General features: G+C 51.1%; 10 protein-coding genes. 1 reads left to right on the plus strand and 9 read right to left on the minus strand.

From position 1 onward, the window contains the following. From JRI46_02620 to JRI46_02655, 8 genes are all read right to left on the minus strand, one after another. Nucleotides 1-430, minus strand: a 430-nt coding sequence (locus tag JRI46_02620; GenBank protein MBW2038481.1) for an NTP transferase domain-containing protein, incomplete at its 3' end; no start/stop codon positions are given. A gap of 168 nt (nucleotides 431-598) precedes the next feature. Next, nucleotides 599-847: a hypothetical protein gene (locus tag JRI46_02625; protein MBW2038482.1), complete on the minus strand. Its 249-nt coding sequence runs from the start codon at nucleotides 845-847 to the stop codon at nucleotides 599-601. Further along, complete coding sequence (locus tag JRI46_02630) at nucleotides 840-2,033, minus strand: ArsA family ATPase (GenBank protein MBW2038483.1); 1,194 nt, start codon at nucleotides 2,031-2,033, stop codon at nucleotides 840-842. The genes JRI46_02625 and JRI46_02630 overlap by 8 nt, the downstream gene beginning before the upstream one ends. Nucleotides 2,034-2,301: 268 nt before the next feature. Next, nucleotides 2,302-4,653 carry an endopeptidase La gene (lon, locus tag JRI46_02635; GenBank protein MBW2038484.1) on the minus strand — a complete coding sequence of 784 codons (2,352 nt, stop codon included), beginning with the start codon at nucleotides 4,651-4,653 and terminating at the stop codon, nucleotides 2,302-2,304. Nucleotides 4,654-4,854: 201 nt separating this feature from the next. Then, nucleotides 4,855-6,423, minus strand: coding sequence for a VWA domain-containing protein (locus JRI46_02640; GenBank protein MBW2038485.1), 1,569 nt, complete (start codon nucleotides 6,421-6,423; stop codon nucleotides 4,855-4,857). 9 nt (nucleotides 6,424-6,432) lie between these two features. After that, the gene (locus tag JRI46_02645) at nucleotides 6,433-7,140 is read right to left on the minus strand and encodes a hypothetical protein (protein ID MBW2038486.1); all 708 of its coding nucleotides are present in this window, start codon (nucleotides 7,138-7,140) and stop codon (nucleotides 6,433-6,435) included. After that, entirely contained in the window at nucleotides 7,115-8,458 is a 1,344-nt protein-coding gene (locus JRI46_02650) for an AAA family ATPase (protein MBW2038487.1), read from the minus strand. Before JRI46_02650 ends, JRI46_02645 begins: the two co-directional genes overlap by 26 nt. Nucleotides 8,459-8,635: 177 nt before the next feature. Further along, a complete protein-coding gene (locus JRI46_02655) occupies nucleotides 8,636-8,941 on the minus strand; it encodes a hypothetical protein (GenBank protein MBW2038488.1) in 306 nt (101 codons plus the stop codon). Nucleotides 8,942-9,282: 341 nt separating this feature from the next. Between JRI46_02655 and uvrA the strand changes: the two genes are divergently transcribed. Next, the gene (gene uvrA, locus JRI46_02660) at nucleotides 9,283-11,805 is read left to right on the plus strand and encodes an excinuclease ABC subunit UvrA (GenBank protein ID MBW2038489.1); all 2,523 of its coding nucleotides are present in this window, start codon (nucleotides 9,283-9,285) and stop codon (nucleotides 11,803-11,805) included. Between the two features lie 5 nt (nucleotides 11,806-11,810). On the opposite strand, the gene larA is transcribed toward uvrA, so the two are convergent. Further along, nucleotides 11,811-13,325, minus strand: coding sequence for a nickel-dependent lactate racemase (gene larA, locus JRI46_02665; protein ID MBW2038490.1), 1,515 nt, complete (start codon nucleotides 13,323-13,325; stop codon nucleotides 11,811-11,813). Nucleotides 13,326-13,354: the final 29 nt, after the last annotated feature.

A 13,354-nucleotide genomic window follows, 5' to 3' on the forward strand; every position in this document is an offset into this window, starting at 1 on the left:
CGACCACCTTGACCACATGGGGGTTGTATAGATCGGCGCCGTTCGCCAGGGGGGCGATGAGGGTAGTCATTTGAATTGATGAGTCCTTCAGAAAGGGGGTGATGGCACGGTCGATGTCCTCCGGCTTTATGAGGGGTTCGTCTCCCTGAACGTTCACAACGACATCGGATTCCACATCCGCCGCCACTTCGGCCACCCTATCCGTTCCAGAACGATGGTATGGAGAGGTCAACACGGCCTCCCCCCCGAATTCCCTTACCTTGGACAATATACGCTCATCGTCGATGGCCACGATTACCTGTTGGACCGACGAGGCCTTAACCCGTTCGTAGACGTATTGGATAAGGGGTTTTCCCTTTACCTCTAGCAAGGGCTTGCCTGGCAGGCGAGTAGAACCATATCTTGCAGGTATAATGGCGGTTATCTTCACTTCTTACCCTTGCAAGAGTTGGGTGTTTATCAAGAAGAAATATCTCAATAATCCCCAACAGTCAATGAATTTAGAGGTCCTTTAAGGTGAAAAAATACAAGCAAAGGAGGTGAGGGCGACATACCCCCTTCTTCCCCCTGTAGGGATATAGGAGCACTCTAAGATGGGTCACTCCTCCACTTCAATCTTGGTAACGCCCCTTTTTCTCGTCTTTTCCTTCTGCTTTTTGAGAAATTCTATCCTTTCATCGATGAGCGATTTGAACCCCTCCAGAAATTCAATGCGGGCATTGTCCATATGCTCCCAAAACTGAGGTTTCTTTGCCTTACGACCTTTGATCCAACTGAGGAATGCATAAATAGGACACTCCTCCATGGGCTCCCTCTCCTTGGTCCTGACTGTCTTGCGCCTAACCATCTTTTTTCCCTCCAAAGCTTATAGTGAGATTTTCTCCTTTTATCTTTGCCCCTAAGGGGGTAAGGTGGGCGATATTTTTGGGCAAAAGGATATGCCTCTTTACCCCTCCTATCCTGAGGATCAGTTCCTCCCCGCTTTTGCTCAGGTCTAAATCCTCCTTGGTGGTAAAGGGGAGTTTGATGCTCAAATAGTAATTCCCGTCCTTTTTGCTGAACTTATAAGGGCTCTCCGCGAAAAACACCTCGGTGGGGTCTCTTTTCCCATAGAGCTGATGGGCCAACTCTTTTAGATCTTTCTCCCCAACTACTTCGTCCTTAAAGAGGGCCAGTTTAAATATGGGTACAGGATCAAAATACCTTTCTGACTCTTGGATATGACGGCCTTGTGTCCCCATCCAGCGGTGGAAATAGGCGTCGGAGATCTCGTCCGGGAAGACCCTATTGATGATGACGGCATCTATACAAAGTCCGTAGAGTGAGAAATACATAAAGGCCCGCTGGGTCTCCTTGATCACGATCTTTTCGGGGTTGGTCGCCAACCTGACGGAGGTAATCCGAGGGTTGGTGAGAAGTTTCTCTACCCCTTCCAGTCTTTGAAAAAGGATCTGTATGTTTTCAAAGTATTCATCTTCAGGAAGGGGGAGGTCATAGACCCTTTCCGCCACAGGCCGGACATATCTGGTCAGCTTTCTCTCGACCTTGAAGAGTTTTTTCATATACCATTCTAAGGCCGTGGGAATGCTGATAAAGCGAATGGACTCTCCAGTGGGGGCACAATCTAGTAAGATAGTATCAAACTCATTTTGACTGGCGTATCGATTAATGTACAGAAGGCTGCTTACCTCTTCCATCCCTGGGATGATAGCCAATTCCTCAGCCAAGATCTCTTCAATACCTGAGGCACTGATCAGGGTGGCGGTGTATTGGTATACATCCTTCCAGTTTTTTTGGATTTCCTCTTGGGTGTCAATCTCTTGAATCCATAGATTTTCAGCTACTTGCGCAGGCCTCCCCTTGTTTATATCCATTAGCCTTTTGTCAAGGTCGAAGGAATCGGAGAGGCTGTGAGCTGCGTCCAGGGACATGACCAAGGTTCGGTGTCCCAATTGGGCCGCTCGCAGGCCAGTTGCCGCCGCAATACTGGTTTTACCTACGCCGCCCTTCCCCGCAAAGAGGATGATTCGCATTATTACTCCCCCTTTTAAACCCTCATGAGGGTTTACCCTCAGTCCATGAAAATATCCCTTCCCTCAAATAAGGGTTCAAGGATTCGAGGATTCAAGGGTTCAAGAGGGACCTTCAGATCGTCTACTTCAGGAGGCATTCCATAAAAAGGATCCAAAATTTGTTTTTTCACTGGAACCCTGGGCCCCTAGATCCCTGGAACCCTGAGGGTCTTCAGTAAAAAAAGGGACCCTCTTTTGGCCCCCTTTTTTATTTTTTATACCAAAGGGTTCATGCCAGGGCTATCCTTACTACCTCGTCTATGCGCTGGACGAACCTAAATCTCAACCCCTCTTTGATATGATCTGCCAGTTCCTCTAGGTCCTTTTCGTTCTTTTTGGGCAGGATGATGGTTTTGATCCCCGCCCTCTTTCCCGCCAAGATCTTCTCCTTGATCCCACCGACGGGGAGGATCATCCCCCTCAGGGTGATCTCCCCGGTCATGGCCACATCGCTGCGCACGGATTTGTTGGTCAGCAGTGAGGTAAGGGCTATGAACATGGCAATCCCTGCTGAGGGTCCGTCTTTGGGGATGCCTCCAGCGGGGACATGGATGTGGATATCGTGCTTCTGGTAAAAGTTCTCCTCGATCCCCAGCTCTTTGGCCTTGGATCTGACGTAACTGAGGGCGGCCTGGGCCGATTCTTTCATCACCTCACCCAGTTGCCCTGTCAGGGTAAGCCCCTTTTCCCCCTGCATCTTGGTGGCCTCCACAAAGATGATGTCACCTCCGGTGGGGGTCCAGGCAAGACCTGTGGCTACCCCTGGGTCAGAGGTCCTCTCTGCCACCTCGGGGAAGAACTTAACAGGGCCTAAAAACCCGTGCAACATGTCAGGTCCCACAGTGACCTTTCCCTGTTTTCCTTCTGCCACCTCCTTGGCCACCGCGCGGCAGATCGCCGCGATCTCCCTCTCCAGGTTTCTCACCCCAGCCTCTCTGGTATAGGAATTTATGATCATCAGGAGGGCCTCATCTTCGAACTCCAACAATTCGGAGGAAAGCCCATGTTCGTTGAGTTGTTTGGCGATGAGGTGTTTTTTGGCGATCATCAGTTTTTCATCGTCCGAGTATCCAGGGAGTTCCAAGACCTCCATGCGATCTTTTAAGGACGGAGGGATGGTCTCGAGCACATTGGCCGTGGTAATGAACATCACCTTCGATAGATCAAAGGGGACATCAATGTAGTGATCGGAGAACGAAAAGTTCTGCTCAGGGTCCAACACCTCCAGCAGGGCAGAGGATGGATCCCCCCTAAAATCGATGCCGATCTTATCCACCTCATCAAGCATGAAGATGGGGTTATTGCTACTGGTCTTTTTGATACCTTGTATTATCCTGCCTGGCAGGGCACCGACATAGGTCCTTCTATGCCCCCTTATCTCTGCCTCGTCTCTAACCCCACCCAGGGAGATCCTAGTGAACTTTCGGCCCATGGCCCTGGCGATGGACCTCCCCAATGAGGTCTTCCCCACCCCAGGTGGTCCTACAAAGCAGAGGATAGGACCCTTCATGTCATTTTTCAACTTGCGTACAGCCAGATACTCTAATATCCTCTTTTTCACCTTTTCCAGGTCATAGTGATCTTCATTCAATATCGTCTGGGCATGGGGGATGTCGATCTTGTCATCGGTGCCCTTTGACCAGGGGAGCTCTACCAGCCAATCGAGGTAGGTCCTGGCCACGGTGTATTCTGCCGAGGCAGGAGGCATCTTAGAGAGCCTGTCCAGCTCCTTTTCCGCTGCCTTCCTTGCCTCTTCGGGCATCCTTGCCTCTTCGATCTTTTCTTTTAACTCCTTTAGTTCAGCACTATGTTCATCGGCCTCACCCAGCTCTCTTTTGATGGCCTTGAGCTGCTCCCTCAGATAGTACTCCCGCTGCGTCTTGTCGATATCCTCTTTGACCTGGGATTGAATCTTGTCTCCCAGCTCCAGTATCTGGAGCTCTTTGGTAAGCATGAAGTGGATCTTGCTGAGGCGGTCCTTTATTTTGAAGGTCTCCAGAACCTCTTGTTTTTCTGCCGGGTTCACATTGAGGTTGGAGGCGATAATATCGGCCAAGATGCCGGGGTCCTTTATGTTCAGGACCATATTCTTCAGCTCCGCACTAAGGTAGGGTGCCAGTTCCACTGCCTTTTGGAAGAGGTTTTTCAGGTTCATGATCAAGGCATTGGTCTCTACATCTTTGGCCTCCTCCTCGGGGATCACTTCTACCTCGGCCACAAAATAGGGATCATTTTTGATATAGCGCAGGGTCTTGATCCGCTCGAGACCCTGGACAATGACACGTTGGGTACCGTCAACCTCCTTCACCATGCGGACCAAGTGCGCTGCAACCCCTATGGTATAAAGCTCATTGGGGTGGGGGTCCTCGACTTCCGAGCTATGTTGGGTAACCACTCCTATGATCCTTTCCCCCTCCATAGCCTCATCGATCAATTTCACTGATTTCTTCCTTCCCACCATGATGGGGAGGATGAGTTCGGGGAAAAGGACAGTCCCCCTTAGGGGTAATATGGGCAAGCGGCTGGGGATGGAGACCTTCTCCTTCCCTTTTCCATCTTTTGATCTGGGTACAAATATCATCCCTTTCTCCTCTTTTTGGCCTCGAGAATTTTGTGCAATTCCAAATAAAAAATAATCACCACTCCTTTGGCTGTCAACTGTTAATCATTTAAGGTTGTAAGATGAAGAGATATTATTCTCTTTTTATGGAACTTTTCCCCTCGGAAGCTCTCCTCCCTCCATTTATAGAGGGGTATTTAGTGCTTGCCCTTTTCTCATGCCTCATCCCCATTCAGAGGTTGAGGCCAGGTATTCTTTAATCTTCCCCAAGACAATCTTGGGAATATCTTCTTTGTCCTTAATGTTAAAGAGGGAGATATTCTTTTTCGTCTCTGTCCCCTCCTTAGAGCGGGTGGGATGTACGTTGTGGCCCAAATGAACGGCTGTTACCCTATTTTCGATCTGATTGAAAAACCCGATGAGTTTTTCGAGATTGGTGATCTGCATATCCGTGATAATGAAGATATCGGGGTTGTCCGCACAGGACAACAGATATTGTATGTCGCCCAGATCCAAGGCTGTACCCCCGCCGAAGTATCTGCATATAGCCTGGTAAATCTGTTCTTTTTCTTGGTTGAAGTCCAGGACGATTTTATTCCCCCTCAAGGCATCACTGAAGTTATAGACAGCAGCTCTGGACTCATTCTTCAGGTAGGCGTTGCAAGCACAGGCTGCCCCCAGGACCGCGTACGATAACCTCTCTCGGGGATTGATCATGCTTCCGGAAGAATCGATGATGATGAGACAGTCAGGGGTCCCTTCTAATTCCCCATAGGTCTCCCCCTCTCTTTTCATCCAAATTTGGGTTATGCCAGGCATGATCTTGCCGAAACTGGTCCAGACGTCTATATCAGCAAAGGGTTTTCCCATCTCCCAGGGCATATGAGAATGGGGATGGAGGTCACCCCTCTTTTCTATGGGGAGTTTTCTTATGGGAAGGGTATAGCTCTCGGCCAGTTTCATATAATAGAGGAGATTGGCATCGATGGGATTCCCCTTGCCCCTTCCCATTCCTCCGGTGGCATATCCCTTCTCCTCCAATTCCTCCCTTAAATCTTCCACCGTTTCCTTGAACTCCTGTAAATCCTGCACAGCAGAGGCGAAATCCCTCAATCCACGATCGATCTCATCCAAGGAGTAGTTGTCCAAAGAATGTTCCCCTAAGGGGTTGGGTCTTCTCTGGGGGTTCTCTTGCTCATTTTCTAATTCCTCTTCGAGGATATCCTGAATGACCTTGGTGAATTTTTTTATGCTTTCCTCCCATCTTTTTCGTTCCAGATAGGGAATACGGGAGAGGCGATTGACACGCTCATCGAAGCCTCCACCCCCCAGATCCACCCCCCAGATCTTTTCATAAAGGGAGGCCAGCACCTCATGGACCCCGGTCTTGGGGAGGTTTTTGTATAAATTAGGAATTTTTGTATCTTTTTCCTTTACACAATAGGTATCCGTTACCACATCCATAAAATAGGTGGTCGCCTTTTGGGCTACCTCTTTCTTTCTCACCACCTTTTTGGCCTCGTTGTAAAGAGTGAGGTGGGTGTGGAAATCCCAGGGACAATACATATAATGGGTGATCCCATGGTCGAGAACCGCTTCGACGATCTCTTCCCCCTCCATCGTATCCTTCAGCTTTTCATAAAAGGAATTGCTGATGAAGAGCTGCTTACTCTTGATCTCCAGGGCCACCTCCTCTCCTCCCTCGATCACCTTCGGTGGGGGAATTTGGGGAAAGAGGTGTTTTTTCCTCACCTTGGGCCAAACCTTTCGAATGATCTTTTCGATTTCCATCGCCAGGTCTCAAAAGTAGAAGGGTTTTACTCCCTCATTGGGGAAGATGGGGTGTTCCCTCTCGAAGATCTTCCCCCCTACTATCTTTCCCAAACCTTTTATCCTCCCCCCTGCAATTATCTCACCCCCGGTCATGCCATGTCCTGTGTTAAAGCCGAGATTATGCCTTACGATGATTTTTCCCCGCTTCATCCCCGCCCCCGTGTAATTCTTGCCGCTCCCCTCAATGATCAATTCTCCTCCATCCAGCCCTATCCCCGTAAAGTCGCCCACATTCCCCTCCACGATCAATTTTTTATTGGGGGGGAGGCGGTATCCCAGGAGGTTAATCTTGACATTGAGGTCTCGCAGATGGAGGGCGATTTCCTCCTCCTTGGCGTAGTTACAAAGGGTGGAGATATAGACCCCTGCAGGACCTGTTATCAGGTAGGGAATCTGGTCTGTGCGGTCTAGGGCATAACAAAACTCCTCTATGTCCTCGGCCGTATACTCTATCCCCTCTATCCCCTTCTCCGCTATGCTATAGGCCTTGATCACAGTACTATACTGCATCAGCCAAACCAAGTCTTTGGCCTCATTTTTCAATAGGTCTTCGTATCCCTTGAGAACCTTAGAGAGAGTCTCTTCCTTGGATTTTAAGATCTTATCCAGGGGGATCTCGCGCTTGCGACTGCTGGTTTGGTGAAAGGCCTCAAAAGGATTTTTCATCTTTGGCACCGATGTCTTTTTTTATCTCTTCATAAATGGGGTGATCTCCATCCAGGGGGGTTATCTCTTCCCCGGCAAAGGCCCTCCACCCTATGGAAAGTGCCTCCAGGAGATATTCTCTTTGCTCGTTGTATCTCTGAAAGATCTCCTCTGTTGCCTCCTTGGCCAAGTATATCTGAAATGGGTCATTCCTTCCCTCTCCCTCCTTTCTGGAGAGGTAGGAATCCTTCCACTGGATCCGATGGGCCAGGGTGTAGGGGATGACCAACCTGACGTGCTCGATGTCTATCTCGTCATCCTCCAAGAACCAGGCCAAGGCCTGAGAATAATTCCTGATTGAGGTAGGGAGTCTATTGGAGGCACAGTTTTTGATGTGATGGCATAGATAGCCCGTATAGTGGCATCCCTCTTCACATACTTCTACCGACCTCTTCTGTCCGTACTTGTGGCAGAAGGAGAGCTCTGCCAGCAGCGTGCGCACAAAGGCGTTGGCATCGAGATCGAAATCTATATCTACCATCTCCTCCTTGATCTCGCTCCTCTCTCCTTTGTTTAGACCTTTTACCCCAAGGGTTTCCTTCATATGCTCGCCGACGAGGTCACAGATCTCCTCGGCCATGGCCATCTTTTCATCATAGGGTTTGTTTCCCCTGAGTATCTGGTATAGGTCCTTCTCATACTGGGGGTGCCGGAGGGGATGGTTCAGCCTCGTCTCCTTACCGATGGTGAAGGCTATGTTTGGACCTGGGTGTCTTGACTCCACCAGGATGTCGAAACGGTCGATGAGGGGGGCGATGATGGTATTCGTTCCCCTGTCCTGATAGTTGGCCGTAGCAAAAAGGGAATATTCATCATTGATCAAGATCTCGTTGAGATATTCCCAGTTTCCCCGATCTACACCGTTCAAGATCATACTCTGTTTGGTCTCAGGGAGGCGGTTTATTTCGTCCACGATCTTCACGGGGATCTGTGCAAAGTTGGTCCAGACCACCTCTTCCTTTCCCTTGTTTAGTTCACCTAGATCGGGTCTGCCGATGATCTTTTCCTCTGTCTGTTCAGGGTGTCCGGAGACCTCACTCCCCCAGATCACTCCCAGGGGATACCGGTAGAGGATGGAACCCGCATATTCCGCTGAGGTTGTCTTGCCCAGACCAGGCTCTCCGATGATAAGCTCCTTGCCCCCATTGAGGCCTGTGAGGAGACAAAACAGGAGAGTAGAGTTGAATCTTTCTCCTTTTATATCTATGTCCGGTCTATTGAGATATAGGTTATCACTGATATAACCATATATATCTCTAATTCTTTCTTGATAATACCCATTTTTCATTTATTAGCTCCTCTTTATGTCCCAGTTATATTTGGCTTCTTTTGCATAGGTTAACATCATCCGTAGCGGAAATCAAGAAATCTATCCTTTACTTTTTTCCGAGGGCGGTCTCGTTGAGGCCTTCGATCTCTATTTTCTTGTAGGTCATCAGGGGGCTAGGGGAAGTGCGGTGAGATCTCAATCCCTCCAATCGGCGACGGTGCGCACAAAGAGGTAGATATTTATGACAAAGGCGAATAATCCGAGGACAATGCCGGCAATGACCCTCTCTATGGATATCTGATAGATGTCGCCTTCTGCGAAAAAGGAACAGGCGGCGAGGATGGTGAGCACGATGAAGATCAGAAAGATCCCCAAACGACCCCTGAAGTAAGTCAAGATGGCCAAGCCGATGCCGATACCTATGGATATCTTGACCTCAGGCAGGTGGTCCACCATCCCGTAGATGATATTTAATATCTCCTGCAAGACACCCTCGAGCAACCTCTGTCTCCTTCTCAAAATATATGTTAAGTAAAAAGCAAAACCTGAAATTTGTCAACCCTTTACTGACATCTGAATTTTTGTTAAAAAGTTATCGTGAAATTACGGTAAATAAATAGCACTAGATGATTAATAAGCGCTTAACGTCTGTTTTAATCTCACTTCAGGGGGCTGTACCCCCTGAAACCCCCCGAAAAGAAAGGGTTCTAGGGTTCAAGGATTCAAGTGGTTTCCCCTTTGCTAAAATCCTAGACCCCTCGAATCCTAGAATCCTTGAATCCCTCTTTGGGAAATGGTATCTTCATGATCGGGGGTGTGGGTAAACCCTTATAGGGTTCATTATGAACGAGGACAAAATAGTAATAAAGGGAGCGAGACAACACAATCTCAAAGATATAGACCTGGAGATCCCCAAGGGGCGAATGGTGGTGATCACCGGGATCAGCGGTTCGGGCAAGTCCTCCCTTGCCTTTGACACCATCTATGCCGAGGGGCAGAGGAGGTATGTGGAGTCCCTCTCTGCCTATGCCAGGCAGTTTTTGGAGCGGATGGATAAACCTGATGTGGACTCCATTGAGGGCCTCTCCCCCGCCATCGCCATTGAGCAGAAGGGGATAAGTAGGAATCCGCGCTCCACTGTGGGGACGGTAACAGAGATCTACGACTATCTCCGCCTTCTGTTCGCTCGAGTAGGACGCCCCCACTGCTATAGCTGTGGCCGGGAGATCAGGTCGCAGACCCCCCAGCAAATGGTAGATCAGCTCTTAACCCTCCCCGGGGGAAGCCGTTTGATCATCATGGCCCCCCTGGTGAAGGGGAGGAAGGGGGAGTATAAGAAGCTTTTGGATCAACTACGGGGGGAGGGGTTTGTCCGGGTGAGTATAGATGGGACCATCAGGGATCTGGGGGAAGAGATAGCCCTTGATAAGAACAAGAGGCACGACATAGAGTTGGTGGTCGATCGGCTCGTGATGCGTAAAGGGATCAAGAACAGGATCACCGAATCAATGGAGCTGGCCCTGAAGTATGGGGAAGGGGTGGTGAAGGTGGCAGTGGATGAAGGTGAGGAGCTTGTCTTCAGCGAGAGGTTCGCCTGCCTTGGATGCGGGGTGAGCTATCCCGAGGTATCCCCCAGGCTGTTTTCCTTCAACAGCCCCTATGGGGCATGCCCCCGCTGTGGGGGGTTGGGGTTTCTCCCGAGGGAATCCTCGTCCCCCGAGGGATCGGGATGGGAGATGGGCGCCTTTCCGTGTCCTGATTGTAGGGGGACTAGGTTGAGGAAGGAGGCGCTGCATGTGCGGTTTCAGGGAAAGTCCATCGCGGAGGTGACGGAGTGCTCCATTAAGGAAGCCCTCGCCTTTTTCCAGGAGGTGAGGCTCACCCCCAAGGAGGAGGAGATAGCCAGGTTAATACTGCGAGAGATCAGGGAGAGGCTCAGTTTCCTGATGAGCGTGGGGCTGGACTACCTCTCCCTAGAGAGGGCCTCCTCCACCCTCTCCGGAGGGGAGGGGGAGAGGATAAGGCTGGCCACCCAGATAGGATCGGGCCTCACCGGGGTCCTCTATATCCTGGATGAGCCAAGTGTCGGCCTGCACCTCAGGGACAACCTCAGGCTGTTGGTCACTTTGAGGCGATTGCGGGATCTGGGCAACACCGTCATCGTGGTGGAACACGACCCTCAGACCATCCTCTGCGCCGACCATGTCATCGACATGGGGCCCGGGGCAGGTGTGCACGGAGGGGAGGTGGTATTTACCGGCACCCCACAGGAGTTGGTTGAGGATGAGGGATCTCTGACCGGAAAGTACCTCTCAGGTCGTCTCACCATCCCCGTGCCCCCAGGGAGGAGGCACAGGGATAAGGGATTTTTGATCATCAAGGGGGCCAGGGCCAATAATCTGAAGGGGATCAGTGCCGAGATACCCCTGGGGGTCTTCACCTGTGTGACCGGGGTCTCCGGCTCTGGCAAAAGTACCTTGATCATCGATACCCTTTACCGTGTCCTGGCCCAACGCCTCCACAGTGCCAAGGAGAGGGCGGGGGAGTTTGAGGCCCTCAGAGGGATAGAAAAGGTGAACAAGGTGGTGGAGATCGACCAGATGCCCATCGGAAGGACTGCCCGCTCCAACCCCGCTACCTATACAGGGGTCTTTACCTTCATCAGAGACCTCTTCTCCCAACTCCCCGAAGCGAAGGTTCGGGGCTACACCCAGGGTAGATTCAGTTTTAATGTGAAAGGTGGCAGGTGTGAGGCGTGCCAGGGGGAGGGGATCATCCGGATCGAGATGCACTTCCTCCCTGACGTCTATGTGACCTGTGATGAGTGTAAGGGAAAACGCTTCAACCGGGAGACCTTGGAGATACGATACAAGGGGAGGGATATATCAGAGATCCTGGAGATGACGGTGGAGGAGACCTTGGAGTTCTTTCGCCATATCCCTCTCTTGAAGAAGAGGCTTCGGATATTGGCCGATGTGGGGTTGGGCTATATCAAACTGGGACAGCCCGCGCCCACCCTCTCCGGGGGAGAGGCCCAAAGGGTGAAGCTGGCCAGGGAGCTGGGCAAGAGGGATACCGGCAGGACCGTCTACATCCTTGATGAGCCCACCACAGGGCTCCACTTTGCCGAGATCCAGAAGCTCCTTGATGTGCTTAATCGCCTGGTGGATGCCGGCAACACCGTCATCGTCATCGAACACAACCTAGATGTCATCAAGTGTGCTGACTACATCATCGACCTGGGACCAGAGGGGGGTGATGAGGGGGGGGAGGTAATTGCCTTGGGTACCCCCGAGGCGGTGGCCGACATGCCCCATTCCTATACCGGACAATTTCTGAAAAAGGCATTGGGGGAGTGTCAGTGATTTTTCTAACTTTGGAAGAGAGGTACCGCGTAAGGCCCTTCTTTAATAAAGGCAAGGGTGGGCTCTTTCCCTATCCTTTGGATCCGGTATACGGCATGGATGAGGGCCCGCTGGATCATCAGTTGAGCCCTCTCCAGGAGGGGCTTTTTCATCTCCTCGTCCCCCAGGTAAACATAGCCGCTGACCCCGGGGATGATCTTGTAACCCTGCGAATGGATATTAGGAGAGCAGTAGATCAGCCTTTCTGCTGAGACCCTACGCATGACCTTCGTCCACATCTCTGTTTCCCATTGATCCTTGGTGAAGGTCCAGCTAGGTGAACGGATGAGGTCTAAGTATCCCTGTGGGCCTTGCATCTTCAACAGATGCAGCAACCTCTTGTATTCTGGCCCTCCAATGGGCTCGGGATCGAGATTGTTCGCGGCGATGATGATGGTTCCCCCCTCTTTGACGGCAGGCAGGGCCCCCACTGCTGCCTTGGCAGTCTGATAGTGATTTATGCCGACATAACCCGCATGGGTGAGGACGATGTCGTAGGGATGGTCAATGAGGATGGCCACCTCTTCCCTCACCTTTTGGCAGGACTCCAGATGGGCCTGAACCAGATCTCCAGCGAAGATCCCGGTGAGCTTGAGGTCGCGGTTCAGCGTAACATTTAGGGTGAAGGCTACCCCCACGGCCTGGGCTATCTCCAATGCCTCCTCATGACAGGGGTTTCCCTCCAGGACCAGATTGGCAGAAAGGGGATGCTCCAAGAGCTCCGGCCCATGAAAGCGTTCTATGGTCTGTTTATCCACCAGACCAGGGCAGATTGCCTTTCTGCCACCAGAAAAGCCCGCCATGAAATGAGTTTCTACCAGGCCGGTGGTGATGCGCAGATCTGCCCTGTAGAAGTCTTTATCGATGAAGACCTGAGTCCCTCGGCTGGTCCTCCCTACATAGGCCAGGTTGGCCTGATCCTCGCAATCGTGATCTTTGATGGGGTAACGCCCCATCACCTCATCTCCGAACATCTGAACCTTTTCCTCTTCAGTGCTAGCCCGATGCATACCTGTTGCGACCAGGAGCATGATATTCTCCCTCTTGATATTACATGTCTCTAGGGCTCGAAGTAGCGGTAGGAGAATACCTCCTTTCCCCTGATAGGGGATTGGCCTGGTGATATCGGAGACGGCGATGCACACAGAGATTTGGTGAGGTGGCCTTCCCTTCCGCTTGATGATCTCCTGCAAGGCGGGGCTGGCAATGGGATGTTTTAAGGCCTCATCAATGGCCTTTTGTGGATCTGGGAGGGGAGGGATTTCCGTCATCTCCAGGACCTCAAGCTGGGGAGGGACGATGATCTCCAGCTCAGCTTTGCCGAACTCTACAGTTATCCTCTTCCAGCCCTGAATGTCTGTATTTTTCAGCGCCTCGCTGACCTCGTCCCACATCATTGATCCCTTCTTCGTATCTATTGCTATCACTTCGTCGTTTATTTTGTCAAACCCCTCGGCACGTGGTAAAGATGTCTTTGCCACGTGCCCTTCCCAATTATGGAATAAAAAAG

It is taken from the genome of Deltaproteobacteria bacterium, assembly GCA_019308925.1.
Classification (GTDB): Bacteria; Desulfobacterota; B13-G15; order B13-G15; family RBG-16-54-18; genus JAFDHG01.

Bases quoted from the DNA above. Each gene is read 5' to 3' on its own strand.
- lon (MBW2038484.1), bottom strand. From the start codon at position 4,653: ATGATATTTGTACCCAGATCAAAAGATGGAAAAGGGAAGGAGAAGGTC.
- JRI46_02640 (MBW2038485.1), bottom strand. From the start codon at position 6,423: ATGGAAATCGAAAAGATCATTCGAAAGGTTTGGCCCAAGGTGAGGAAA.
- JRI46_02625 (MBW2038482.1), bottom strand. From the start codon at position 847: ATGGTTAGGCGCAAGACAGTCAGGACCAAGGAGAGGGAGCCCATGGAG.
- uvrA (MBW2038489.1), top strand. From the start codon at position 9,283: ATGAACGAGGACAAAATAGTAATAAAGGGAGCGAGACAACACAATCTC.
- JRI46_02650 (MBW2038487.1), bottom strand. From the start codon at position 8,458: ATGAAAAATGGGTATTATCAAGAAAGAATTAGAGATATATATGGTTAT.
- JRI46_02630 (MBW2038483.1), bottom strand. From the start codon at position 2,033: ATGCGAATCATCCTCTTTGCGGGGAAGGGCGGCGTAGGTAAAACCAGT.